Here is a 23,640-nt window from a genome sequence, read left to right as displayed (position 1 = left end):
ACAAGGAGTGGAAGATGTCTTCTGTTCGAACTGACGATAACAAAACATTTATTAACGAACTGTCGCGCCTGGTTGGCTCCTCTCACCTGCTTACCGACCCGGCTAAAACCGCCCGCTACCGCAAGGGCTTCCGCTCCGGTCAGGGCGAGGCGCTGGCGGTGGTTTTCCCCGGCACGCTGCTGGAGCTGTGGCGCGTGCTGAGCGCCTGCGTCGCCGCCGACAAGATTATTTTAATGCAGGCGGCCAACACCGGCCTGACCGAAGGCTCTACGCCGAACGGCAACGATTACGATCGTGACATCGTGATTATCAGCACCCTGCGCCTCGACAAGCTGCACCTGCTGGATAAAGGCGAGCAGGTGCTCGCGTTCCCCGGCACGACGCTCTACTCCCTCGAGAAAGCGCTTAAGCCGCTGGGCCGCGAACCGCACTCGGTGATCGGTTCCTCCTGCATTGGCGCCTCGGTGGTCGGTGGGATCTGCAATAACTCCGGCGGCTCGCTGGTACAGCGTGGCCCCGCCTACACCGAGATGTCGCTGTTTGCCCGTATTGACGAAAACGGCAAGCTGACGCTGGTGAACCATCTGGGAATCGATCTCGGCGTGACGCCGGAGCAGATCCTCAGCAAGCTCGACGACGATCGCGTGAAGGACGAAGACGTTCAGCACGACGGCCGCCATGCGCACGACCATGACTACGTGACCCGGGTGCGCGATATCAATGCTGACACTCCTGCGCGCTATAACGCCGACCCGGATCGCCTGTTTGAATCCTCCGGCTGCGCGGGCAAGCTGGCCGTTTTTGCGGTGCGTCTCGACACGTTCCCGGCAGAGAAAAAGCAGCAGGTATTTTACATCGGCACCAACCAGCCTGAGGTTCTGACGGAGATCCGCCGTCATATTCTGGGCGAATTCACTCATCTGCCGGTGGCGGGCGAGTACATGCACCGGGACATTTACGACATCGCCGAGCGCTACGGCAAAGACACGTTCCTGATGATCGACAAGCTCGGCACCGACAAAATGCCGTTCTTCTTCACCATGAAGGGCCGTACCGACGCGATGCTGGAGAAAGTGTCGCTGTTCAAACCCCACTTCACCGACCGCTTTATGCAGAAGCTAGGCAACGTTTTCCCGGCGCATTTACCGGAGCGGATGAAAACCTGGCGCGACAAGTACGAACATCACCTGCTGCTGAAAATGGCCGGAGACGGGATCGCCGAAGCGCAGGCCTGGCTGACCGAGTTCTTCAAAACCGCCGAAGGGGATTTCTTTGCCTGTACGCCTGAAGAGGGCAGCAAAGCGTTCCTGCACCGCTTTGCCGCCGCAGGGGCCGCCATACGATATCAGGCGGTGCATTCCGAAGAGGTGGAAGACATTCTGGCGCTGGATATCGCCCTGCGGCGTAACGACACCGAGTGGTTCGAGCACCTGCCGCCGGAAATCGACAGCAAGCTGGTGCATAAGCTCTATTACGGCCACTTTATGTGCTATGTCTTCCATCAGGATTACATCGTCAAAAAAGGGGTCGATGCACACGAACTGAAGGAGCAGATGCTCGCCCTTTTGCGTGAACGTGGCGCACAATATCCTGCGGAACACAACGTCGGACATCTTTATAAAGCCCCGGACGCACTTAAGCAGTTTTATCGCGAGAATGACCCTACAAACAGCATGAACCCCGGCATCGGTAAAACAACGCGGAAGAAATACTGGAAAGAGAGCGAAGACGCGGAGCAGCACATAACGCAAGCGTCTGATTAATTCCTACAGCCAAATTTGAGAGATTGTTAAGCGCTCCTTAATCGTAATAGAGTAACGGCTCATCGCCGGAGAAACGTTTCTCCGGCATTCGATAACGAGGAGCAGGCACATCATGTCGGCTATTGATGTTTTATCCGAGACCGAGCTGGAAGTGCGTGATGCCCTTCCCGATGATGTGCATGCCATTGCCGCGATCTATGCCTGGCATGTACTTCACGGGCGCGCGTCATTTGAAGAAGTCCCCCCAACCATTGACGAAATGCGCCAACGTATGAAAAGCGTGACTGAGAACGGTTTACCGTGGCTTATTGCGCTGTACCGCGGCATTGTGGTGGGCTACTGCTATGCCACCCCTTACCGACCGCGACACGCCTACCGCTATACCCTGGAAGAGTCGATTTACGTGGATGCCAGCATCACCGGGCGCGGTTTTGGCACGGCACTGATGGATGCGCTGATTGAACGCTGCGAGCAAGGGCCGTGGCGGCAGATGATTGCCGTAGTGGGAGATGGCAATAACAACGCCGGTTCGTTACGCCTGCATAAAAAACATGGTTTCGTGATTGTCGGTCAGCTGCGCAGCGTAGGCTATAAGAAAGGAGACTGGCGGGATACGGTGATTATGCAGCGCCCGCTCAACGACGGTGACTGGACGCTGCCGGAATAAACGCAGTGCGGTCTGGTGCCCTCACCCCGGCCCTCTCCCACAGGAAGAGGGAGAAAACATAAAAAACGGTAACATGCGTTACCGTTTTGCTTTTACCTAATCGTTCTGTGCCGTCGCCATCTGCTCGGCTTTCTGCTTTTTATACGTCAATGCCGCGGCCGGGACAGGCTGCACTTTTCCTGTTTCAATCCAGGTACGCAGGCGGCTCGCATCCGCGAAGTGCGTGTATTTGCCGAAGGCATCCATCACCACCAGCGCCACCGGCTTACCGTTAAACACGGTGCGCATCACCAGACAGTGTCCTGCCGCGTTGGTAAAGCCGGTTTTGGTTAGCTGAATATTCCAGTTATCCCGGTAAACCAGATGGTTAGTATTGCGGAACGGCAGCGTATAGGCTGGGTTCGCAAAGGTCGCCATCTCTTCACGGGTGGTACTGAGCTGACCAATCAGCGGGTACTGTTTGCTGGCAATCAGCAGTTTCGTCAGATCACGCGCCGTGGAGACGTTGTTGATCGACAGACCCGTCGGTTCCACATAGTGCGTATTGTTCATCCCCAGCGCTTTGGCTTTGGCGTTCATCGCGCGGATAAAGGCGTCGTAGCCGCCCGGATAGTGGTGCGCCAGGCTCGCCGCCGCGCGGTTTTCAGACGACATCAGCGCCAGCAGCAGCATATTCTTACGGCTGATCTCACTGTTCAGGCGCACGCGGGAGTAGATCCCCTTCATCTCCGGCGTGTGGCTGATATCCACTTTCAGTTTTTCGTCCAGCGGCAGATGGGCATCAAGCACCACCATCGCGGTCATTAATTTGGTAATTGAGGCGATCGGTCGCACCAGATCCGGATGGCTGGCGTAAATCACCTTATTGGTGTTGAGATCGACAATCATCGCGCTGCCGGAAGCAATTTGCGGCTGAGCGGCGGTAGCAGTCACCGCGGGCGTTTTGGCGACGGCCGGCACGGCAGCGGACGCACCCAGCAACAGCGCCAGGCTAAGTAAAGAGACTCGGAATTTCAGCATGGTGAGACTTCTGATAATTATTCACGCACGTCATAACGTACACCGCCTGGGTCGACGGATAAACTCAGGCTGGCTTCGGCATCATAGCCGTCAGCGGGCGTTGTCGCCAGAGGATAATCGTGAACAGATGCTGCATTGCTGGCATTTACGCCAGCAATGCAGTGCGTTTAGAAGAGACGGTATCCATAACCCCAAAGAATTACCGTCAGCGCCAGTAGCGCCTCCAGCACCAGCACCCCGATGGCAAGCGTTGAACTGGAGAAGCTCAGGCCCTCTTCTTTATTGATATTCAGGAAGGTTGGAACCCCCAGATACAGCAGATAACCGGTGTAAAAGAGGGCAATAGTACCGATCAGCGCGCACAGCCAGACCAGTGGATAGAGCGCAACAATACCGCTTAAGAACAGCGGAGTCGCGACATACCCGGCAAAGACCATACAGTGCGCCAGCGATGGACGTTGCGGATAGTTACGCGCCATCCAGTGAATGACCCGCCCCATGACCGCCACACCCGCCAGCATCAGGCCATAAAAGACGATGGCCAGATAGAGTCCGGTAAACCAGGAAAGCTGAACCACGGTGCCGTCACCGAAGTTCCAGCCGATTTGTGTCGTTCCGATAAAAGCGCATATTACCGGCACCGCAGCCATCAGCAGCACGTGGTGCGTGTAATGATGCGAGACCGTTTCGTTCTCACTTTTAATGACATGCATTTCACGATCGGGATGGGAGAAAAGTCCCCAGACATGGTTCATAGCGCCCCCTTGTTGTCGGCCCGTCAGCGATACCTTAAGTATAATGCAGGCTTTAGATTATTTTATGTACAGTGGGAAATTTCCGTTGATTTCCCCGCTGTTGATTCATGGGGTATATGATTAAACGAGGCACGCTGAGGGAGATAACAGTTACGTAATGGATATTAACGCACTTATTGAGCAATATGGATATGCCGCGCTGGTGATCGGTAGCGTGGCAGAAGGTGAAACCATCACGCTGTTAGGGGGCGTCGCCGCGCATCAGGGGTTACTGAAATTCCCGCTGGTCGTCGCCGCGGTCGCGCTGGGCGGGATGATAGGCGATCAGCTGCTCTACTTTCTGGGGCTGCGCTTTGGGCCAACGCTGCTTAAGCGTTTCGCAAAACATCAGAAGAAAATCCGCCGCGCTCAGCGGCTCATTCAACGTCATCCCTATCTGTTCGTCATTGGCACGCGCTTTATGTATGGCTTTCGCATTATCGGGCCGATACTGATTGGCGCCAGCCATCTGCCGCCCAAAATTTTTCTGCCGCTCAATATTGTGGGCGCGATTGCCTGGGCGCTGATCTTTACGACACTCGGTTATGTAGGGGGCGAAGTGATTGCGCCCTGGCTGCATAATCTCGACCAGCACCTGAAGCACTGGGCGTGGTTGATTCTGGTGGTTGTGGCGGTGATTGCGGTTCGACTGTGGCTGAAGCATCGGGAAAAGACGCGGGATGAGGAGTAGCCTGGTTCAGCCTGATGCCTTCACCCACAGGGCTGAGGGTTCCCCAGTAATTTTTTTATCTGAAGCGATGAACACTGCTTCAGGAAAATTAATGGTTTACAGCGACGCCCTGGTCCGGCTGTAAATCGCCGAGGCGTTTCCGTAGGGCCGGGGCGAGGCGCAGGGATGCGCCGAGAGGGCGTGGCCTGCAGGGATGCAGGCTCATGCCCGACCCGATAGCCCGAAGGAATAAGCTGAGGGTACCGCGAAGCGGCGATTTACCGCCGGGAGCCCGGGTCGCCAGGGCGGCGGCGATTGAGCCGCCCTGGCACGTTCACAGGTCATGCTGTTACAGAGTAGCAAAGAACATGAAGTGAACGGAATGACCACTACAGTCGTATGTTCCCCCTCACCCCAGCCCTCTCCCTCAAGGGAGAGGGAGAAAGGAACCTACCCCTCCGGCTTAAACTGCGGGTTCGCCAGCATAAAGCCCCCGTCGACGATAAACGATTGCCCTGTTGTATAGCTGGCGTCGCTGTCACACAGCCACGCCACCAGGCTGGCAATCTCTTTCGTGTGGCCCGGTCTTGCCAGCGGGATTTCCGGCATTGAGCCTTCCTTCACTTCGCTGTCGTCCATGTCATTCATTGGCGTGGCAATGGCACCCGGCGCGACGGCGTTCACCAGAATGTTGTGCTTCACCAGCTCCATCGCCATGGATTTGGTTAACCCGCCGAGCGCGTGTTTCGCCGCCGTGTAGGCGCTGGCCTCCGGCAGGGGCGTGTGTTCATGTACCGAGGTGATGTTCACAATCCGCCCCCCTTCCCCCTGTTTCACCATCTGCCTTGCGGCTATCTGTGAACAGAGAAACGCCCCGTCCACGTCGACGGTGAAAATGTTCCGCCAGTCGTCGAACGGCATCTCGAGGAACGGCGCTTTGGTCATCGCCCCTGCATTATTAACCAGCACGTCCAGCCGACCAAAACGCGCAATCAGCGTTTCAATGGCCTCAGCGCCTTCCGGCAGCGTGCTTAAATCAAGATGGATAGCCTCCGCACGCTGCCCCTGCGCTTCGACTTCGCGGCAGGTTTCCAGCGCCCCTTTCTCATCCGAGTGCCAGGTGACGCCAATATCAAACCCGCGCTCAGCCAGCATCAGGGCCGTGGTTTTCCCAATCCCGGAATCCGATGCGGTCACAATCGCTACTCTGGTCATACTCACCTCCTGAAAAACTGCAAAGAGGTAAGTATAGATAATGGCCTTTTTTAGCCATGATGATAGCCGCCGCCCAGCGCCGAGGTCAGTTGCAGGGTAGCGTCGACATATTGCCCCTTCAGCAGCACGCCTTCGAGGTGCTCTTTGAGGGCCGGTATTCTGGCTTCACTGACCCGGGAGCCCGCAATAATCCCCGCGCTGAAACGCGCCTGAGCCAGCGCCACGACCCGTGCCGCATCTTTTTCAACCTGCTGCTGATGGCTGTTCTTCGCCATTAGCGTTTCGACTTCGCTGGCCGTGCGTGCCACCTGATTGACGGCCTCCACTACCGCTTTGTTGTAGTTGGCAACCGAGAGATTGTTCTGCGCCTGGGCGATATCCAGGCTGGCGTTCAGCCTGCCGCTGTCAAAAATTGGCAGCGTCAACCCGGCGGTCACGCCCATCTGCTGCGCGGATGAACGGAACAGATCGCTCAGGTGGAGGGCATCCTGCTGTAAGAACGCCATCAGGTTCACGTCAGGATAGAACGCTGCTCTGGCGGCCTCCACCTCGCTCATGGAGGCGTCGATATACCAGTGCGCCTCCTGAAGATCCGGGCGGCGTGCCAGCAGTTCATAGCCGAGCGTCGACGGTAACGAGGCTTCCACCGTCGGCAGGGCATGCCGCGTCAGCTTCACGGAGGGGGCGTTGGTCAGCGCGACCAGGCGCGCCTCTATGGCTTTCATCTTCCCGTTGACCCCGGCCAGCTGCTCTTCGGTTTTGCTGGCGTTGATGTCCGTTTCGACGCCCTCCACGGAGGAGGTGATGCCGTGTTGATACAGCTCGCGGTCGGCGCCGATAATATTGTCCTGCTCATGTTTGATCTGCGCGAGGACCTCCCCCACGGCGGCCTGCGTTTGCCATTCCCAGTAAAGCCGCGCCACGCTGCTGGCCAGCAGCTGACGGGTCTGCTCCAGCTCCGCTTTTTGCGCATTCACTTTGCCTATCCGGGCTTCGACCTGCGCGCGATTTTTTCCCCAGAGATCGAGATCCCAGCCAGCAGTCAGGCCAAAGGTGCCGTTGGTGTACCACGGCCCGGTTGTCCCTGCCGCCGGGTCGGTAATGGCAAAGGGCCCCATCAGCCCTTCGGCGGACATTTTCTGACGTTCGGCATCCGCTGAAAAATCAATCTGCGGACCGTCGGATGCCATAGCCGCTTTGGCCTGGGCTTCAGCGAGCGTAATGCGCTGACGGGCAATCTGCATATCCGGCGCATCGCTTAATGCTTTCGCAATCAGCGAATTAAGTTCGGGATCGTTATATGCTTTCCACCACTCATTTTTCGGCCAGTCCTGATGAGCCAGAACCGTCTTTACCGACGCCGCCGTGGTTTGCGTTTTAATGGGAGATACCGTGGCATGTTCAGGCGCGCAGGCAGCCAGAATAAATGCAAAGGGAACACTCAGAGATAAAATAAAAGAACGTTTCATTACGCCATATACTCAAAAAATAAAGGCGCAAATTACGCTTGATTCTGTTTGTTTTTTTAGTAATGCGTGGCAAAGCGTAAATTGTCATAGATTTAAATATACGGAAAAGTATTCACCGAAATTATTATTTAAATTTAATTATGCAAATAAAAAATAATCAACCCGACAGCGTGAACGTCCCCTGTCAGGTTGATCGCGTTATTAAACTTTCAGCGACGCGCCTTTCGTCGCAATAACCTCTTTATACCAGTAGAAGCTTTTCTTGCGGCTGCGCGCCAGCGTACCTTTTCCACTGTCATCGCGATCGACGTAAATAAAGCCGTAGCGCTTAGAGAGTTCAGCTTTTGATGCGCTCACCAGGTCGATTGGGCCCCAGCTGGTATAGCCCATCACCTCAACGCCGTCTTCGATCGCTTCACGCACCTGCACCAGATGGTCGTTAAGGTAGCTGATGCGGTAGTCATCCTGCACCGTGCCGTCCGCGTCCGGTTTATCCTTTGCTCCCAGACCATTTTCCACGATAAACAGCGGCTTCTGATAGCGATCCCAGAGCACGTTTAGCAGGGTACGCAGGCCGATGGGGTCAATCTGCCAGCCCCATTCGGAACTGGCCAGATGCGGGTTTGGCACCATGCTCAGGATGTTGCCGCGCGCCTGCTGGTTGAGGGCGTCGTCCGCGGTGACGCAGCCCGTCATGTAGTAGCTGAAGGAGATAAAATCGACGGTCGATTTCAGCGCCTCGCGGTCGGCGTCCGTGACCTCAAGCTGAATACCGTTGTCGCGGAAGAAGCGCTGCATATACCCCGGGTAGGCACCGCGACACTGTACGTCACCAAAGAATTGCCAGGCGCGGTTTTCCTGCAGTGTTTCCAGAACATCTTCCGGCTTGCAGGTCAGCGGATACATCAGACCGCCCAGCAGCATATTGCCAATTCTGCCATCAGGAACGATCTCATGGCAGGCCTTCACCGCCAGCGCGCTGGCCACCAGCTGATGATGGATCGCCTGATACACTTCGCCTTTGCTGCTGGTTTCCGGCAGGCCCACGCCGGTCATCGGCGCGTGCAGAGACATATTGATCTCGTTGAAGGTCAGCCAGAGCTTGACCTTTTCTTTGTAGCGCGCAAACACGGTACGGGCGTAGCGCTCGAAGAACCCAATAGTCTGGCGGCTGCCCCATCCGCCGTACTGCTTCACCAGCCCCCACGGCATTTCGTAATGCGACAGCGTCACCAGCGGGGTAATGTTGTGCGCGGCCAGCTCGTCAAACAGCCGGTCGTAAAACGCCAGCCCCGCCTCGTTCGGCTGCTGCTCGTCGCCGTTCGGAAAAATGCGGGTCCAGGCAATGGAGACGCGCAGGCAGCTAAAGCCCATCTCCGCGAACAGTTTGATGTCTTCCGGATAGCGATGATAGAAGTCGATGGCAACATCCTTGATGCCGCTGTCGCCCGCCACGCGCTCAACCACCGGGCCGAAGACCCCCTGCGGCTGAACGTCAGAGGTGGACAGCCCTTTCCCCTCCTCCAGATACGCGCCCTCTACCTGATTCGCGGCAACCGCGCCGCCCCATAAAAAATCGTCCGGGAAAGTTTTCATCACGTTCTCCTGTTATTGATGGCTTACGCTGAGTAACGGCGCACCAGCATTGACGGACGTTGCCGCCACGGTCACCACGTCGCGATACTCATCGCTGTTACTGATAATAATCGGGGTCGCCAGATCGTATCCGGCATCGATAATCGCCTGTCGGTCAAACTCCAGCAGCAGATCGCCGGGTTGCACCGTGTCACCGACCTTCACATGGGCGGTAAACGGCTTGCCGTCGAGCTTCACGGTGTCGATACCCACATGGATCAACACTTCTATTCCGCTGTTACTGAGCAGGCCAATGGCGTGTTTGGTCTGGAACAGCGAGGCCACCACGCCAGCAAACGGGGCAACCACTTTGTTATCGGAGGGAATAATCGCGGCGCCGCTGCCCAGCAGGCCGCTGGCAAAGGTGGTATCCGGCACCTGGTCGAGCGCAAGAACGGTACCGGTCATCGGTGATAGCACATCGTTTTCGCCCGCGGTGACCACCCCTTCTGGCGCGGTGTTTCCTGGCATACCGGCGACCAGCGTCAGGCCGCAGCTCAGCACCAGCGCCACCACCGTACCGATAATGCCGCCCCACAGCGTGGCGTCCACGCCGCCCGGCGGGATCATCTGGGCGACAGTAAAGATATTGGCGAAGCCGAAAGAGTAAACGTGGGTGTCACTAAAGCCGACAATCGCTCCGCCGATAGCGCCTGCCACGCAGCCAAAAATAAACGGACGGCGCAGCGGCAGGTTTACGCCATACACTGCGGGTTCGGTGATACCGAAAAACCCTGCCGTCACGGATGAACCGGCCAGCATTTTCTGACGCGCATCGCGGGTACGCAGGAAAATGCCCAGTGCCGCCCCCACCTGGCCGAACACCGCAGGCAAGAGCATCGGCAGCATGGAGTCATGCCCCAGCACCGCCAGGTTGTTGATCATCAGCGGCACCAGCCCCCAGTGCAGGCCAAAAATAACGCAGACCTGCCACAGCGCGCCCATCGCCGCGCCCGCCAGCCACGGTGCCAGAACGTAAATACTCTGATAGCCGTTCGCCAGCATCTGGCTCAGCCAGGTCGCCAGCGGCCCGATAACAAGGAAAGTCAGCGGCACGGTCACGGCAAGACAGATCAGCGGCGCGAAGAAGTTTTTCATTGAGGAAGGCAGCAGCCTGGTGCTCTGCTTTTCCAGCCAGCAGCTTACCCACGCGGCGAGAATAATCGGGATCACCGACGAGCTGTAGTTAAACCAGGTGACGGGAATGCCCAAAAAGGCTTCCGACACCGCGCCCGGCTGCTGGCTGGCGTTGAACGCCGCAATCATCACCGGATGGGTGAGCGCCCCGCCGATCACCATGGTAATAAACGGGTTGCCACCGAACTTTTTCCCGGCGGTATAGCCCAGCACCAGCGGGAAGAAGAAGAACAGCGCGTCGCTGGCAGCAAACCAGATTTTATACGTGCCGCTCCCGGTCGTGAGCCAGCCGCACACCACGGCCAGCGCCAGCAGCCCCTTCAGAATACCGGACGCGGCCAGAATGCCAATAAACGGGGTAAAGATCCCGGAGACGATATCAATCAGACGGCCCAACAGGTTACCCTTTTCACCCTTCTCTTCCACGACAGGGGCGTCGTCGGTCAGGCCTGCTTCATTGCGGACAGCCTGCCAGACGTCGTGAACGTGGTTGCCAATCACCACCTGAAACTGGCCGCCGCTTTCGACCACCATGATCACGCCCGGATTTTTCTTGAGCCCTTCTGCATCCGCCCGTTGATTGTCTTTCAGTTTGAAGCGAAGCCGGGTCGCGCAGTGCACAAGACTGACGATGTTCTCTTTTCCGCCAACGTGGCCGAGAATATCCTTCGCTAAAGCCTGGTATTCCATCTCGATTTCCTTACATCCGATGCCCGCAGGCACCTGTTGACTGAGTACAAAAAATAAAAAAACCCGAGAACGGCCTTCTGACGAAGGCCGCGCTCAGGTTTTGCCTGCGTAGTGCAGTAACAATCCTGTTTGAGGCTTAACGCCCCTCTTTTCTCACCCGCTCGATATGAATGGCGAGGAACATAATTTCTTCGGTTGTCAGCTCACGCTGATAGCTTTTGTTCAGGTGCTGTGCGATTTTCTCGGCGCATTTCCACGCCTTCGCGTAGTTGTCTTTGACTGCCGTATGCAGCGAGACATCGTCATCTTCCACCACGGTGCGGGTGAGCATCCGCTGGGCAAAAAATTTCAGGTGGGTGACAAAACGCTGATAGCTGAGCGACTCTTCGTCATACTCAAGCTGCAGCTGATACTTCACCAGCTGCAGGATCTCCTGCATCACCCGCGTCACGTGCATCACCTCCGGCATTTCGCTGTTCAGCTGCGCGGTGACCAGATGCAGGGCGATAAAACCGGCCTCATCCTCCTCCAGTTCGACGTTCAGGCGTCTGGCGATAATGGCCCGCGCCTCCTGCCCTAACTCGAACTCCTTCGGATACAGCCGTTTAATATCCCACAGCAGCACGTTTTTGATGGCCAACCCGTTCTTCTGCCGCTCAATCGCAAAGTAGCAGTGATCGGTAAGGGTGATATACAAGCTCTCCTGCAGCTTGCCCAGCCGCTGCGCCGCCAGCCCGATGATGCGGTCGCAGGTGGTCATCACCTCCAGCGGAATTTGACTCAGCAGCTCTCCGAGCCGACGCACCAGTTCATCACTTTGTAACGCAAACACCTTTTCAACCAACGCGGTATCCAGCGCTTCACCGACGCGCTTCTGAAAGGCCAGCCCACGGCCCATCACCACCTGTTCGCGCCCGCGCTCATCCTGAACAACCACCACGTTATTATTGAGTATCTTGGCGATTTTCATCTGAACCCCAGAAACAAAAAAACCTGACCTCCGGCAGATGCCAGAAAATCAGGTTTTGCCTGCCTAAGCAGTAACAATCCAGTTCTGGCACTCTATCAGTTTCATTCGTAGCCTCAATGCGTCACGCGTCAGAAACGTGACGCGGATCGAACTTGCTACGGTGATATCAGAAGGTCACCACCGTTTTCAGCTCGGTGACCCAGGCATCCTGGGTGCGACTGACCCCACCGGGATGGTGCCAGTACTGCATGCCCGGCTGCAGTTCAAGCCATGACACCGGACGAAAACGGTAGTAAAACTCGCCGTTCAGGGAATGGCCCGGCACCGGGTGATATGCCGGATTGTCATAATCGCTTACGCCGCTCAGGCTGTTCAGGTAACGCTGGTTGCGGGCGTACTGGCTGCTCATATCAATCCAGGTTAAGCCAAAGCCAATCCAGTCTTCCGGTCGCGCATCAAACAGCCCGCGGTAGCGCAGCGAGGCGGCGTAAACCTGGTGCATGTAGTTACTGCTCTGATCCGCAAGGCTCATGCTGAACGAGGTACTCAACCCGCGATTCGGATCATCCTGATGCTGCGTTAGCTGCTGGTTCAGTCCGGCGTACATAAACCAGGTCCGGCTGTGCGTGTCGAATCCGTCCGGGTCCGTCGCCCCCGCCCCACCCGATTTGCCGCGATAGAGATCGGTTTGCGGCGCGTTGGTAAACACCACGCCCAGGTTGTACGCGCCCGGCAGGCCGTTAATCAGTGGACGCGCTTCGATTTCAACCGGCAGTAAGATCCCTTTGCTGCCCTTCGTCGACCAGCTCCACGCATGGCTGCGGCTGGCGGCCTGCGGATTCTGCTCCATCACGCCACCCTTCAGGGTTAGCGTCGGCGTGAGTTTATACGCAAGCGTGGTGCCCCAGGTGTGCACATTCCAGTTGTTCCAGGTCAGCGAGTTGGCTGACTTCCCGCCGCACTGGGACAGCAGCTGGAAATCACAGGGGATAATTTGATCGAAGGTTTGTACCTTGTTCATCATCCCGATGCGCCAGGTCAGACGCCTGTCGTCAAAGCTGCGGGCAAAAGTCAGCCAGCCCAGACGGGTAATCGACTGCCCGCCCCAACTCTCCTGAGTCAGATCGTTGAAGTTGACGCGCGGGTCCTGCACGCGTTTGGTGGTGAGATCGTCATTGTGGTTGCGGTTGACGATGTTCCCCTCAATACGCGCGTCCGGGATACCGGTCCAGCGCTCCAGATCCTGGTTGAAGGTCAGCGCGAACTGGTCAATATAGGCCACGTGGGAGTCGTGGTTATATCCACCACCGCCGTTCCAGCCAATTTCATTCAGGTATCCGAGGTTGTAGGTAAAACCGTTATCGTTAAGGATTTTACGTATGCCGAGCATTTCGCCGAGAACAGGCTCCGGCGGAGATTCAAACCCTAATACCGTTCCGTTCCAGTCTTGCGCCATCGACAGCGGGGATATCGCCAATAAGGCGAGCGCATAGAGTTTATTTTTATATGCCATAATAACAACCTGTGATTGAGTATTGAGTGCGTAACCGGCCGCAGGAAATTTTTCTATTTCCTGTCGAGAATTCATTTTTTAAAATCATTAAAAAGCGCTAAGCCAAATGTCTCTCCTGCGTAAACGACAGGCAAAAAAAAACCTAAGCGCTCCACAGCGAAAATGCTGTGAAACGCTTAGGTTTTGCCTGTTAACCAGTAACAATCCTGCGTTGAAAACAGTGGCACCTTAACACCGTCGCGCCACGTTTAAAACCGGAACTGTTTTCTGTTTTAAAAAAGTGTGAGCAATTTAACGCTTATTATTTGGACTGAATCACCCGGGCAATATCAGCCGACGTCTGTAAAGTACGAATCTCCTGAAATAATCCCAGCGCTTCATCGTACTCTTTGCGTAAATAACTCAGCCACTGCTTAATTCGCGCGACGTGATACAAACCGGTGTCGCCCTGCTTTTCCAGACGGCTGTATTTTTGCAGCAGCGTGACGACGTCTGCCCACGGCATCCGCGGTTCGTTATATTTCACCACCCGGCTGAGGTTAGGCACGTTCAGCGCGCCACGGCCGATCATTACCGCATCGCAGCCGGTGGCGTTCAGACAGGCCTGCGCGCTCTCGTAGTCCCAGATTTCGCCGTTAGCGATCACCGGAATGGTGAGGCGTTTGCGGATCTCACCGATCGCCTGCCAGTTAATGCGATCGGCTTTGTAGCCATCTTCTTTGGTACGGCCATGCACCACCAGCTCGGTGGCGCCGGCCTGCTGTACCGCATCGGCGATTTCAAACTGCCGCGCATCGCTGTCCCACCCCAGGCGAACCTTAACCGTCACCGGCAAATGCGCGGGTACCGCCTCGCGCATAGCTTTCGCGCCGCGGTAAATCAGTTCAGGATCTTTCAGCAACGTCGCTCCGCCGCCGCTGCCGTTCACCAGCTTAGACGGACAGCCGCAGTTGAGATCTACCCCGTAAGAGCCCAGCTCAACCGCGCGGGCGGCATTTTCCGCCAGCCATTCCGGATACTGGCCGAGGAGCTGAATACGCACCAGCGTGCCGGAAGAGGTCCGGCTCTGGTTGTGCAGCTCGGGGCAAAGCCGGAAGAAGGATTTTACCGGCAACAGCATATCGACCACGCGCAGGAACTCCGTCACGCAGAGATCGTAGTCGTTCACCTCGGTCAGAAGCTCGCGCACGAGGGAGTCGAGCACGCCTTCCATTGGGGCCAGTAAAACACGCATAGCAGTACCTGTGAAAAAAGACGCGCTATAGTAGCCGCTCTCTATATCGCTGGGAAGCGCTTCTGTTCAGGCAGAAAGTCACCCGGCGTTGCCCCAACAATGGCGCGAAACGCCGCCGCAAATGCCGCCGGGCCGGAAAAGCCCAGCATCCAGGCCACCTGCTTAACCGGGTATCCGTTGGCGAGCAGATCCAGCGAGGCACAAATCCTGGCTCGCTGTCGCCAGGCCCGGAAGCTAAAGCCGGTATCGTTGATAAACGCGCGTGAAAACGTGCGTTCAGACATCGCGGCCCGTTCCGCCAGCCTTTCCAGAGAGAGATCCCAGAGATTGTTGGCAATGATGTCACAGGCAATGCGATGTAAGCGCTCATCCACGGGCATCGGTAATTCGGCCGAGATTTGCTGAGCTTCACTGAGGATATCGAGCAGCAAAACGGCCATGCTGCGCTGACTGGCTGGCCGGTATTCCGCGCTGAACAGCCCGGCAATCAGCTCTTTGAACAACGCTGTTGCCATAATCACGTGAACCTCGTCTTTCCGCTTAAAAGGCTCGCATTGCGCTATCAGCGCCGGGCTAAACCAGACCGCGCGCAGCTCCGTTGCGGATAACACGCTGTAGGTATGCTCCTGAAAGGGAGGGATCCACAGCGCGCGCTGCGGCGGTATGACCCAGCGTTTGCTGCCGGTTTCGACCAGCATGACTCCTTTGATGGCAAACAAAAGTTGTCCCTGCGAATGCTGATGAGGCGGATCGACTTCGCCGCGCGTATAGCGAATCGCCCCTCTTGACCATCCGATAGCATCGTCGTGAATTGGCGTTTTATCGATAACGGTTGGCATTTCACATTTCCCCCTTCCTCTTATGATGCTGCTTGTACACGTAACCAGAGAGAGACGCAATGCACATCCATTTTATTATTCATGAACATTTCGAGGCACCAGGCGCCTATGAAATCTGGGGGAAAAGTCGCGGCTGCAGTCTGAGCTACACCAGAGTTTATCAGGGCGATCCTGTACCCGAGGCGCTGGGGCACACAGACCTGCTTATCATCATGGGAGGCCCGCAGTCCCCCGCCACCACGCGTGAGGAATGCCCCTGGTTTGATGCGCAGGCGGAAAAGGCACTCATCAGCCGCGCGATAGAGGCAGGTAAAACGGTGATAGGCGTTTGTCTGGGCTCGCAGCTTATCGGTGAAGCGCTGGGCGCAGCGTTTTGCCACAGCCCGGAAAAAGAGATCGGCAAATTTCCCGTCAGGCTCACAGATGCAGGCAAGGCGAACCCGCTGTTTGAGGACTTTGGCAGCGTGCTGAACGTCGGTCACTGGCATAACGACATGCCTGGGTTGACGCCGCAGGCTAAGGTTCTGGCGTACAGCGAGGGCTGTCCCCGCCAGATCGTGCAATACAGCGAACGGGTTTACGGTTTCCAGTGCCATATGGAGCTGACGCCGGAGGTGGTAGAGTTGCTGATTGAGCATTCGCAGAGTGACCTCCGCCGCGCGGGTGAATTCCGTTTTGTCGAAACGGCAGAAAAACTCCGCTCGCATGATTATTGCGAAATGAACCAGGTGCTGTTTTCTTTTCTCGATAAACTGACAGCCTGTCGCTGATACCTTCTCTGGCACGCCGTTTCGCCAGCGCAATCCCTTTCCTCTAAACTGTAGCCTGCACCGTTAAGGTGATACCGGACGTTCCATTCCGGAATGTCTGGTATGCTCAAAATTCATGATGTGATCCGTGGCACATTTTTAGGTTTAATTGTATGATGAATGCGTTTCAGCAAGGACTATCACCATGAGCAAATCATTGAACATTATCTGGCAATATCTGCGCGCATTCGCCCTGATTTACGCCTGCCTGTATGCCGGGATTTTCATCGCGTCGCTGCTGCCCATCACCATCCCCGGCAGCATTATCGGCATGCTGATCCTCTTCGTGTTGCTGGCGCTGCAAATCCTGCCCGCAAAGTGGGTCAACCCCGGCTGCTTCGTCCTCATTCGCTATATGGCGCTGCTTTTCGTGCCTATCGGCGTGGGCGTCATGCAGTATTTTGATTTGCTCAAAGCCCAGTTCGGCCCGATTGTGGTCTCCTGCGCGGTCAGTACGCTGGTGGTTTTCCTGGTGGTGAGCTGGAGTTCACATCTGGTGCATGGCGAACGTAACGTGATTGGGGAGAAAACAAAAAAATGATGGACAATATCTGGTGGTCGCTGCCGCTCACCCTGGCTGTGTTCTTCGCCGCACGTAAGCTTGCCGCGCGTTTCAAAATGCCCTTGCTGAACCCCCTGCTGGTGGCGATGGTGATGATTATTCCGTTCCTGCTGCTCACCGGCATTCCTTACGAACGCTACTTTGCCGGCAGCAAAATCTTAAACGACCTGCTGCAGCCCGCCGTCGTGGCGCTGGCGTTTCCTTTATACGAGCAGTTGCACCAGATCCGCGCCCGCTGGAAATCCATCATTACCATCTGTTTTGTGGGTAGCCTGGTGGCGATGATCACCGGTACGTCGGTGGCGCTGTTGATGGGGGCCTCGCCGCAAATTGCCGCCTCTATTCTGCCTAAATCGGTGACCACGCCTATCGCGATGGCGGTTGGGGGCAGCCTCGGCGGTATTCCGGCCATCAGCGCGATGTGCGTCATTTTCGTCGGTATTCTCGGCGCGGTGTTTGGCCACACTCTGCTGAACGCGATGCGTATTCATACTAAGGCGGCTCGGGGGCTGTCGATGGGCACCGCCTCGCACGCGCTGGGCACCGCCCGCTGCGCGGAGCTGGATTATCAGGAAGGGGCGTTTAGCTCCCTGGCGCTGGTGATCTGCGGGATTATCACCTCCCTGCTGGCCCCGTTCATTTTCCCGCTGATTCTGGCGGTGATGGGCTAAAATTTGCGATGCGTCGCGCAAATTTCATTTTGATTTCATAAGTTGCATACATAATGAGAAGTGGATCACATATAAAGCCCTAACGGCTCCGTAAACTACCGATCCATTAACCTTTATGAGGCAAACGCCATGCACCCACGTTTTCAAGCTGCTTTCGCCCAGCTTGCAGAGAATTTGCAGTCAGCCCTTGCTCCCGTTCTGGCAGATGCGCACTTCCCCGCCCTGCTGACCGCGGAGCAGGTCACGATGCTGAAACAGGCAACGGGACTGGACGAAGACGCGCTGGCTTTCGCACTGCTTCCTCTGGCTGCCGCCTGCGCGCGGGCCGATCTCTCCCACTTCAACGTCGGGGCCATTGCGCGCGGCGTCAGCGGCACCTGGTACTTCGGCGGCAACATGGAGTTCCTGGGCGCAACCATGCAGCAAACCGTGCACGCCGAGCAGAGCGCCATCAGTCACGCCTGGCTGCGCGGTGAAAAAGCGCTGAGCGCCATTACCGTTAACTACACTCCGTGCGGCCACTGCCGTCAGTTTATGAACGAGCTGAACAGCGGGCTGCAGCTGCGCATCAATCTGCCAGGCCGCGCGCCGCACACGCTGGCGGATTACCTGCCTGACGCGTTTGGCCCGAAAGATCTGGAGATCAAAACCCTGCTGATGGACGAGCAGAACCACGGTTTCGCCCTGTCCGGCGATGACCTGAGCCAGGCGGCGATTGCCGCCGCCAACAAGAGCCACACGCCGTACAGCAAGTCCCCGAGCGGCGTGGCGCTGCAGTGCCGCGATGGCCGAATCTTCACCGGCAGCTATGCGGAAAACGCAGCGTTTAACCCAACGCTGCCGCCGCTGCAGGGCGCACTCAACCTGCTGAGCCTGAACGGCTATGATTATCCTGACATTCAGCGAGCGATTCTGGCTGAAATTGCCGATGCGCCGCTGATTCAGTGGGATGCCACTGCCGCAACGCTTAAAGCGCTGTGCTGTACGACGATTGACCGCGTACTGCTGGCGTGATCCTTCCGGCGGGCAGAAATGCCCGCCAGTTTGCTGAAAAACCCCTCAGTTGAGTCGCTGTTTCTTGCGCTAACCAGACGGGTAAAGTAGCCTGAGTTAAATTTCACCTTCGGTACGAGCCATCTGCATGTTAAAGCGCGTTTTTTACAGCCTGTCTGTCCTGGTCGGCATACTGCTGTTGATCGTGCTCGGTCTCGACCGCTGGATGAGCTGGAAAACCGCCCCCTACATCTTTGATGACCTGCAGGACCTGCCCTATCGTCAGGTTGGCGTGGTGCTCGGCACCGCCAAGTATTACCGCACCGGCGTCATCAACCAGTATTACCGTTACCGCATCCAGGGCGCGCTGAATGCCTACAACAGCGGCAAGGTGAACTATCTGCTGCTGAGCGGCGATAACGCGCTGCAAAGCTACAATGAACCGGTGACGATGCGTAAGGACCTGATTGCCGCAGGCGTGGATCCAGCCGATATCGTGCTCGACTACGCCGGTTTCGCACCCTGGACTCCATCGTGCGCACGCGCAAGGTCTTCGACACCAACGACTTCATCATCATCACCCAGCGCTTTCACTGCGAGCGTGCGCTGTTTATCGCGCTGCACATGGGTATTCAGGCGCAGTGTTACGCGGTGCCGTCGCCAAAAGATATGCTGAGCGTGCGCGTGCGCGAGTTCGGCGCCCGCTTTGGTGCCCTGGCCGATCTGTATATCTTTAAGCGCGAACCGCGCTTTTTAGGCCCGCTGGTGCCGATTCCGGCGATGCACGAAGTGCCGGAAGACGCGCAGGGTTACCCGGCCGTCACGCCTGAGCAGCTGCTCGATATGCAGAAAAAAGAGAAATAGCGGGACCGTCTTTATACTTTCTTTACGCCGGGCCTGACGCTTTTTATCTCCCCTTTACGTCGGCTCTTTTAAGCTGAGTTCATTGCCGCTACGGCTTCATTGAAGAATGACTATGAACTCGATAATGAATGCGTTTTTCCTCAAAAGTCTCCGCCCATACTTTAACTTTCCCGGCTTATCACTCCCTGGCGCACTTAATTCTGGTCTCTGGCTGGATGAAAAAATTGACGCCCTGCAGCACAACGTTGCCGTGGAAGTAGCCGATTATCTGGAACGTTACCCGCAAACGAAACATGTTGACGTTTACCTGAACGATATCAACGGCACGATGCGCGGCAAGCGCCTCTCGGTGGAGAGCATGCTGAGTCTGGAAAAAGGCTGTTATTTTCCGCTTTCCGTCTACTCAATGGATCAGAAGGGAAAAATCGCCGCCCCGCTTTATGATGAACCCGATCGGCTGTGCGTCCCGGTCGCCGGCTCTTTGCGTCCCTGTCCGCAGGATCCGGAGCACACCGCGCAGATCCTGCTGACGATGAAAGACAGCGACGGTAACCCCTGCCCGCTTGAGCCGCGCGCGATACTGCAGAACGTCGTGGCCCGCTTCCATCAGCACGGCCTTTTCCCGGTCATTGCCCCGGAAATCGAGTTTTACCTGACGGGACAGGGCGAGCGCGATCCGCAAAATCAGGGCTGTTTTCATATGGATACCTCGTCGGCGCATGCGGCGCTGTTTGACGAGCTGGAACAGCTGGCGCACCTGCAGCGCATCCCGCTGTCAGGGGTCGTAGCGGAAGCCGAGTCCGGACAGTACGAATTAAACCTGAAGCACAGCCAGCGCGTCGTTGAGGTCTGTGATAACGTGCTGGCCCTGCGCCGCCTGACCCGCTATGTCGCTGAAAAGCACGGTCTTCAGGCCAACTTTATGGCTAAGCCTTTCAGCCAGCTGTCCGGCAGCGGTTTGCACATCCATTTCAGCCTGAACAACAGCCGTGGCGAAAATGTTTTTGCCTCGCCGGTGAACGCGCTGAGCAGCATGATGCGTTTGTGCATCGCGGGCCAGCTGGCGCTAATGCCCGCCTCCGTCGCCATTCTTGCGCCGGGGGTCAACGCGTTTCGTCGCCTGCGTAAAAACCTGACGGAACCCGTCTTTAACTCCTGGGGCTATAACACCCGCTCCGCCGCCTTGCGTATTCCCTGCTCGGATGACGGCAATCGTCGTATTGAGTACCGGCTGGCCGGGGCCGATGCGAATCCGTATCTGGTGGCGGCCACTATCCTGACAGGCATGCTGTACGGGCTGGAACATATCGACGAGGGGGATCTCCCTGAGCCGCAGCATGACCAACCCGAACTGCCGCTGTTCCAGCAGGAGGCGATTGAGGCCTTTGCCCGCTGTGAGTATCTCACCGACAGCCTGGGCGACGCCTTTTCCGAACAGTGGGTCGCCTGCAAGCTTTCTGAACTCGACTGGTTTGAGCGCATTGTGACGCAGGAGGAGTCCCATCTGGCATAGGGCATAAAAAAAGCCCGCTCGGTGAGCGGGCCGGGTATGGCGAGAAACGATTACTTCTTACGGGCGTACTTCAGTGAATCCAGCGCAACCGCGAAGATAATGATGGCGCCCTTGATGATGTACTGCCAGTACGGGTTCACGCCGATGTAGGTCAACCCATAGTTGATGACGGTGAAGATGATCACACCGGTCACCACACCGAGCACCGTCCCCACACCGCCGCTGAAGGAGACGCCGCCCACCACGCAGGCTGCAATCGCATCCAGTTCGTACATGAAGCCAAGGTTGTTCGTTGCAGAGCCGATACGGCCCGCTTCCAGCATCCCGCCGAAGGCGTAGAACACCCCGGACAGGGCATAGATGATGAGCAGGTTCAGGGCAACGTTTACGCCGGAGACTTTCGCCGCTTCCGGGTTACCGCCGATAGCGAAGATGTTTTTGCCAAAGCGCGTTTTGTTCCACAGGATCCAGACGAAGGCGACCGCAATCAGCGCATAGAAGGTGATATACGACAGGCGGAAGCTGCCCAGCGCGATAAACCCTTGCGTAAAGGTCGAGAAGCCGCTGTCAAAGCCCGAGATGGGCGAAGCACCGACGAAGTCGTAGTACAGGGAGTTGATACCGTAAACGATGATCATCGTACCCAGGGTGGTGATGAATGGCGTCACGTTCAGGTAGGCGATGATAATACCGTTGATCAGACCAATCACCGCACCGATGGCGCAGACAATCAGGATCACCACGAAAATCGGCATGGTGGCCATTTCCGGGAAGACCTTGTTGGCGTTTTCCATCGACTGCAGCAGGGTTGCCGCGATAACCGCCGCCAGACCTACCTGACGCCCCGCGGAGAGGTCCGTCCCCTGGGTCACGATCAGGCCCGCCACGCCCAGCGCAATGATAATACGCACGGAGGACTGGGTCAGAATGTTACTCAGGTTCAGCAGGCTTAAGAACGTAGGGTCCTGGAAAATGATGATTGCCAGCAAGACTAAAAGAACAACGTAAATACCGCCTTCTTTCAGGTAAGTGAGAAAACTTTTTTTATTTAACGCACTCATGAGGAGCCCCTGATCTTAAAGGTGCAAAGACGCAAGACGCAAAATTTCATTTTGCGTTGTCGTTTTGGTGTCAACAATACCGGCGACGAGACCATTGCTCATAACCAGAATACGGTCCGTGATCCCTAACAATTCCGGCATTTCGGAAGAAATAATAATGATCCCTTTATTCTTTTTCGCCAGCTCGGCAATCAGCTGATAAATTTCAAACTTCGCACCGACGTCAATACCGCGAGTCGGCTCATCCAGCATCAGAATTTCTGGCTGCGTTAATAACCAACGGCCAATAATCACTTTCTGCTGGTTACCGCCTGACAGCGAACCAATCTGGGTGCGGTGGCCTGGCGTTTTTACGCGCATGGAGTCAATTACCCATTGGGTATCGCTCTTCATGCGGGAGTTATCCAGCAGCCCGACTTTGTTTTTGTAATTGCGAATGTTAGAAATTAACGAGTTAAAGTTAATATCCAGATAAGCATAAATACCGGTCGAACGACGCTCTTCCGTCACCAGCGCAAAACCATTATTAATGGCTTCGTTGGCGTTGTGGTTATTGATTTTCTTACCGTGCAGCGTAATGGTGCCTTCGGCTTTCTCACGAATGCCAAACAGGGTTTCTACGATATCGGTACGCTTTGCCCCCACCAGCCCGGCAATCCCCAGGATTTCACCCTTGTGCAGGTCGAAGGAGACATCGCGAATAGACGGCTGACGCAATGAGGTCAGATTGCGCACTTCCAGAATCACTTCACCCGGCTTGTTTTCTTTGTCCGGGAAGCGCTGGTTCAGCGAACGGCCGACCATCATGGCGATGATCTTGTCCATGTCCAGCCCTTCCAGCGGCTGCGTGGCAATCCACTGGCCGTCGCGCAGGATGGTGATCTCATCGCACAGCTGGAAGATCTCTTCCATTTTGTGGGAGATGTACACAATGCCGCAGCCGCGATCTTTCAGCTTACGAATAATGGTAAAAAGGTGGTTAACCTCTTTTTCCGTTAATGACGATGTCGGTTCGTCCATGATGACGATTTTCGCATCATAGGAGAACGCTTTGGCAATTTCGATCATCTGCATCTGGGAGACGGATAATGTTCCCACGCGGGCGCGCGGATCGATATCAATATCCAGCTCGTCAAAAATCGCCTTGGTGTCGCGATACATTTTGTCCTGATCGACAAAGACACCTTTGGTGGGATAACGCCCCAACCACATGTTATCCATGACTGAACGCTGCAGCACCAGGTTTAATTCCTGGTGAACCATCGAGATACCGTTTTCCAGTGCTTCTTTCGCTGAATGGAAATCGATCTCTTTCCCCTGAAAAAGAATGCTGCCAGAATCTTTTTGATAGATCCCAAAAAGACATTTTAATAATGTTGATTTACCCGCACCGTTCTCCCCCATTAAGGCATGAATAGAGTGAGGACGCACTTTTAAATTAACATTATCGAGTGCCTTAACGCCGGGAAATGACTTGTTGATACCGCTCATTTCCAACAGGTATTCACCGGATGACTGAGTTGTTGTGCTGACCATAATTATACCTTGTTG

Annotated in this window: 19 protein-coding genes and 2 pseudogenes; 9 read left to right on the top strand and 12 right to left on the bottom strand. The window is 56.1% G+C overall.

Features of this window, described 5'->3' with window-relative positions:
• The first annotated feature begins 14 nt into the window (after positions 1 to 14).
• Both dld and ACMGGE_RS01840 read left to right on the top strand, forming a co-directional pair.
• On the top strand, positions 15 to 1,763 hold the full coding sequence (dld, locus tag ACMGGE_RS01845; protein ID WP_048028241.1) for a D-lactate dehydrogenase: 1,749 nt from the start codon (positions 15 to 17) through the stop codon (positions 1,761 to 1,763).
• Between the two features lie 112 nt (positions 1,764 to 1,875).
• Positions 1,876 to 2,430, top strand: coding sequence for a GNAT family N-acetyltransferase (locus ACMGGE_RS01840; RefSeq protein WP_045908666.1), 555 nt, complete (start codon positions 1,876 to 1,878; stop codon positions 2,428 to 2,430).
• Positions 2,431 to 2,526: 96 nt separating this feature from the next.
• On the opposite strand, the gene pbpG is transcribed toward ACMGGE_RS01840, so the two are convergent.
• Positions 2,527 to 3,450 carry a D-alanyl-D-alanine endopeptidase gene (pbpG, locus tag ACMGGE_RS01835; RefSeq protein WP_045908667.1) on the bottom strand — a complete coding sequence of 308 codons (924 nt, stop codon included), beginning with the start codon at positions 3,448 to 3,450 and terminating at the stop codon, positions 2,527 to 2,529.
• Between the two features lie 167 nt (positions 3,451 to 3,617).
• Positions 3,618 to 4,205, bottom strand: a complete 588-nt coding sequence (locus tag ACMGGE_RS01830) for a Yip1 family protein (protein WP_023312454.1) — start codon at positions 4,203 to 4,205, stop codon at positions 3,618 to 3,620.
• Between the two features lie 157 nt (positions 4,206 to 4,362).
• On the opposite strand from ACMGGE_RS01830, the gene ACMGGE_RS01825 reads away from it, so the two are divergent.
• Entirely contained in the window at positions 4,363 to 4,935 is a 573-nt protein-coding gene (locus ACMGGE_RS01825) for a DedA family protein (protein ID WP_008500905.1), read from the top strand.
• Between the two features lie 429 nt (positions 4,936 to 5,364).
• Here the strand turns inward: ACMGGE_RS01825 and ACMGGE_RS01820 are convergent, their stop codons facing one another.
• The 8 genes and pseudogenes from ACMGGE_RS01820 to ACMGGE_RS01785 all read right to left on the bottom strand — a co-directional run bounded on the left by ACMGGE_RS01820 (position 5,365) and on the right by ACMGGE_RS01785 (position 15,616).
• Positions 5,365 to 6,129: an SDR family oxidoreductase gene (locus tag ACMGGE_RS01820; protein WP_023615867.1), complete on the bottom strand. Its 765-nt coding sequence runs from the start codon at positions 6,127 to 6,129 to the stop codon at positions 5,365 to 5,367.
• A 50-nt stretch (positions 6,130 to 6,179) separates the two neighbouring features.
• The gene (gene mdtQ, locus ACMGGE_RS01815; RefSeq protein ID WP_325841151.1) at positions 6,180 to 7,598 is read right to left on the bottom strand and encodes a multidrug resistance outer membrane protein MdtQ; all 1,419 of its coding nucleotides are present in this window, start codon (positions 7,596 to 7,598) and stop codon (positions 6,180 to 6,182) included.
• 201 nt (positions 7,599 to 7,799) lie between these two features.
• Complete coding sequence (locus tag ACMGGE_RS01810) at positions 7,800 to 9,194, bottom strand: glycoside hydrolase family 1 protein (RefSeq protein ID WP_045908670.1); 1,395 nt, start codon at positions 9,192 to 9,194, stop codon at positions 7,800 to 7,802.
• Positions 9,195 to 9,206: 12 nt separating this feature from the next.
• Positions 9,207 to 11,167 (bottom strand): annotated as a pseudogene (bglF, locus tag ACMGGE_RS01805) (PTS beta-glucoside transporter subunit IIABC); the annotation flags it as partial.
• A gap of 29 nt (positions 11,168 to 11,196) precedes the next feature.
• Positions 11,197 to 12,030, bottom strand: a complete 834-nt coding sequence (licT, locus tag ACMGGE_RS01800) for a BglG family transcription antiterminator LicT (protein ID WP_023616723.1) — start codon at positions 12,028 to 12,030, stop codon at positions 11,197 to 11,199.
• A gap of 166 nt (positions 12,031 to 12,196) precedes the next feature.
• Positions 12,197 to 13,486, bottom strand: coding sequence for a carbohydrate porin (locus tag ACMGGE_RS01795; protein WP_420294166.1), 1,290 nt, complete (start codon positions 13,484 to 13,486; stop codon positions 12,197 to 12,199).
• Positions 13,487 to 13,844: 358 nt separating this feature from the next.
• Entirely contained in the window at positions 13,845 to 14,777 is a 933-nt protein-coding gene (gene dusC / locus ACMGGE_RS01790; protein WP_045908673.1) for a tRNA dihydrouridine(16) synthase DusC, read from the bottom strand.
• Between the two features lie 41 nt (positions 14,778 to 14,818).
• Positions 14,819 to 15,616 carry an AraC family transcriptional regulator gene (locus ACMGGE_RS01785; RefSeq protein ID WP_094943257.1) on the bottom strand — a complete coding sequence of 266 codons (798 nt, stop codon included), beginning with the start codon at positions 15,614 to 15,616 and terminating at the stop codon, positions 14,819 to 14,821.
• A 59-nt stretch (positions 15,617 to 15,675) separates the two neighbouring features.
• On the opposite strand from ACMGGE_RS01785, the gene ACMGGE_RS01780 reads away from it, so the two are divergent.
• From ACMGGE_RS01780 to ACMGGE_RS01755, 6 genes and pseudogenes are all read left to right on the top strand, one after another.
• Positions 15,676 to 16,386 carry a type 1 glutamine amidotransferase gene (locus ACMGGE_RS01780; RefSeq protein WP_196346822.1) on the top strand — a complete coding sequence of 237 codons (711 nt, stop codon included), beginning with the start codon at positions 15,676 to 15,678 and terminating at the stop codon, positions 16,384 to 16,386.
• A gap of 184 nt (positions 16,387 to 16,570) precedes the next feature.
• Positions 16,571 to 16,966 carry a CidA/LrgA family protein gene (locus ACMGGE_RS01775; protein WP_045908676.1) on the top strand — a complete coding sequence of 132 codons (396 nt, stop codon included), beginning with the start codon at positions 16,571 to 16,573 and terminating at the stop codon, positions 16,964 to 16,966.
• Positions 16,963 to 17,658, top strand: coding sequence for a CidB/LrgB family autolysis modulator (locus ACMGGE_RS01770; protein ID WP_420293291.1), 696 nt, complete (start codon positions 16,963 to 16,965; stop codon positions 17,656 to 17,658). The genes ACMGGE_RS01775 and ACMGGE_RS01770 overlap by 4 nt, the downstream gene beginning before the upstream one ends.
• 129 nt (positions 17,659 to 17,787) lie before the next feature.
• Positions 17,788 to 18,672 (top strand): cytidine deaminase, encoded by an 885-nt coding sequence (gene cdd / locus ACMGGE_RS01765; protein ID WP_420293290.1) that lies wholly within the window; start codon positions 17,788 to 17,790, stop codon positions 18,670 to 18,672.
• Positions 18,673 to 18,799: 127 nt separating this feature from the next.
• Positions 18,800 to 19,515, top strand: a pseudogene (gene sanA, locus ACMGGE_RS01760) (outer membrane permeability protein SanA).
• Positions 19,516 to 19,639: 124 nt separating this feature from the next.
• Complete coding sequence (locus tag ACMGGE_RS01755) at positions 19,640 to 21,028, top strand: glutamine synthetase family protein (protein WP_420294165.1); 1,389 nt, start codon at positions 19,640 to 19,642, stop codon at positions 21,026 to 21,028.
• A gap of 50 nt (positions 21,029 to 21,078) precedes the next feature.
• On the opposite strand, the gene mglC is transcribed toward ACMGGE_RS01755, so the two are convergent.
• Complete coding sequence (mglC, locus tag ACMGGE_RS01750) at positions 21,079 to 22,089, bottom strand: galactose/methyl galactoside ABC transporter permease MglC (RefSeq protein ID WP_008500921.1); 1,011 nt, start codon at positions 22,087 to 22,089, stop codon at positions 21,079 to 21,081.
• 15 nt (positions 22,090 to 22,104) lie between these two features.
• Positions 22,105 to 23,625, bottom strand: a complete 1,521-nt coding sequence (mglA, locus tag ACMGGE_RS01745; protein ID WP_008500922.1) for a galactose/methyl galactoside ABC transporter ATP-binding protein MglA — start codon at positions 23,623 to 23,625, stop codon at positions 22,105 to 22,107.
• Positions 23,626 to 23,640 lie beyond the last annotated feature (15 nt).

Source organism: Enterobacter sp. BNK-22 (assembly GCF_048684805.1).
Taxonomy (GTDB): Bacteria; Pseudomonadota; Gammaproteobacteria; order Enterobacterales; family Enterobacteriaceae; genus Enterobacter; species Enterobacter quasiroggenkampii.
The sequence above is the reverse complement of the archived record's forward strand: the minus strand, read 5'-3'. Positions and strand labels throughout refer to the sequence as shown.

Excerpts from the sequence above, each read along its gene's own strand:
- dld (WP_048028241.1), top strand. The coding sequence starts at position 15 with ATGTCTTCTGTTCGAACTGACGATAACAAAACATTTATTAACGAACTG.
- ACMGGE_RS01840 (WP_045908666.1), top strand. The coding sequence starts at position 1,876 with ATGTCGGCTATTGATGTTTTATCCGAGACCGAGCTGGAAGTGCGTGAT.
- pbpG (WP_045908667.1), bottom strand. The coding sequence starts at position 3,450 with ATGCTGAAATTCCGAGTCTCTTTACTTAGCCTGGCGCTGTTGCTGGGT.
- ACMGGE_RS01830 (WP_023312454.1), bottom strand. The coding sequence starts at position 4,205 with ATGAACCATGTCTGGGGACTTTTCTCCCATCCCGATCGTGAAATGCAT.
- ACMGGE_RS01825 (WP_008500905.1), top strand. The coding sequence starts at position 4,363 with ATGGATATTAACGCACTTATTGAGCAATATGGATATGCCGCGCTGGTG.
- ACMGGE_RS01820 (WP_023615867.1), bottom strand. The coding sequence starts at position 6,129 with ATGACCAGAGTAGCGATTGTGACCGCATCGGATTCCGGGATTGGGAAA.
- mdtQ (WP_325841151.1), bottom strand. The coding sequence starts at position 7,598 with ATGAAACGTTCTTTTATTTTATCTCTGAGTGTTCCCTTTGCATTTATT.
- ACMGGE_RS01810 (WP_045908670.1), bottom strand. The coding sequence starts at position 9,194 with ATGAAAACTTTCCCGGACGATTTTTTATGGGGCGGCGCGGTTGCCGCG.
- licT (WP_023616723.1), bottom strand. The coding sequence starts at position 12,030 with ATGAAAATCGCCAAGATACTCAATAATAACGTGGTGGTTGTTCAGGAT.
- ACMGGE_RS01795 (WP_420294166.1), bottom strand. The coding sequence starts at position 13,486 with ATGGCGCAAGACTGGAACGGAACGGTATTAGGGTTTGAATCTCCGCCG.
- dusC (WP_045908673.1), bottom strand. The coding sequence starts at position 14,777 with ATGCGTGTTTTACTGGCCCCAATGGAAGGCGTGCTCGACTCCCTCGTG.
- ACMGGE_RS01785 (WP_094943257.1), bottom strand. The coding sequence starts at position 15,616 with ATGCCAACCGTTATCGATAAAACGCCAATTCACGACGATGCTATCGGA.
- ACMGGE_RS01780 (WP_196346822.1), top strand. The coding sequence starts at position 15,676 with ATGCACATCCATTTTATTATTCATGAACATTTCGAGGCACCAGGCGCC.
- ACMGGE_RS01775 (WP_045908676.1), top strand. The coding sequence starts at position 16,571 with ATGAGCAAATCATTGAACATTATCTGGCAATATCTGCGCGCATTCGCC.
- ACMGGE_RS01770 (WP_420293291.1), top strand. The coding sequence starts at position 16,963 with ATGATGGACAATATCTGGTGGTCGCTGCCGCTCACCCTGGCTGTGTTC.
- cdd (WP_420293290.1), top strand. The coding sequence starts at position 17,788 with ATGCACCCACGTTTTCAAGCTGCTTTCGCCCAGCTTGCAGAGAATTTG.
- ACMGGE_RS01755 (WP_420294165.1), top strand. The coding sequence starts at position 19,640 with ATGAATGCGTTTTTCCTCAAAAGTCTCCGCCCATACTTTAACTTTCCC.
- mglC (WP_008500921.1), bottom strand. The coding sequence starts at position 22,089 with ATGAGTGCGTTAAATAAAAAAAGTTTTCTCACTTACCTGAAAGAAGGC.
- mglA (WP_008500922.1), bottom strand. The coding sequence starts at position 23,625 with ATGGTCAGCACAACAACTCAGTCATCCGGTGAATACCTGTTGGAAATG.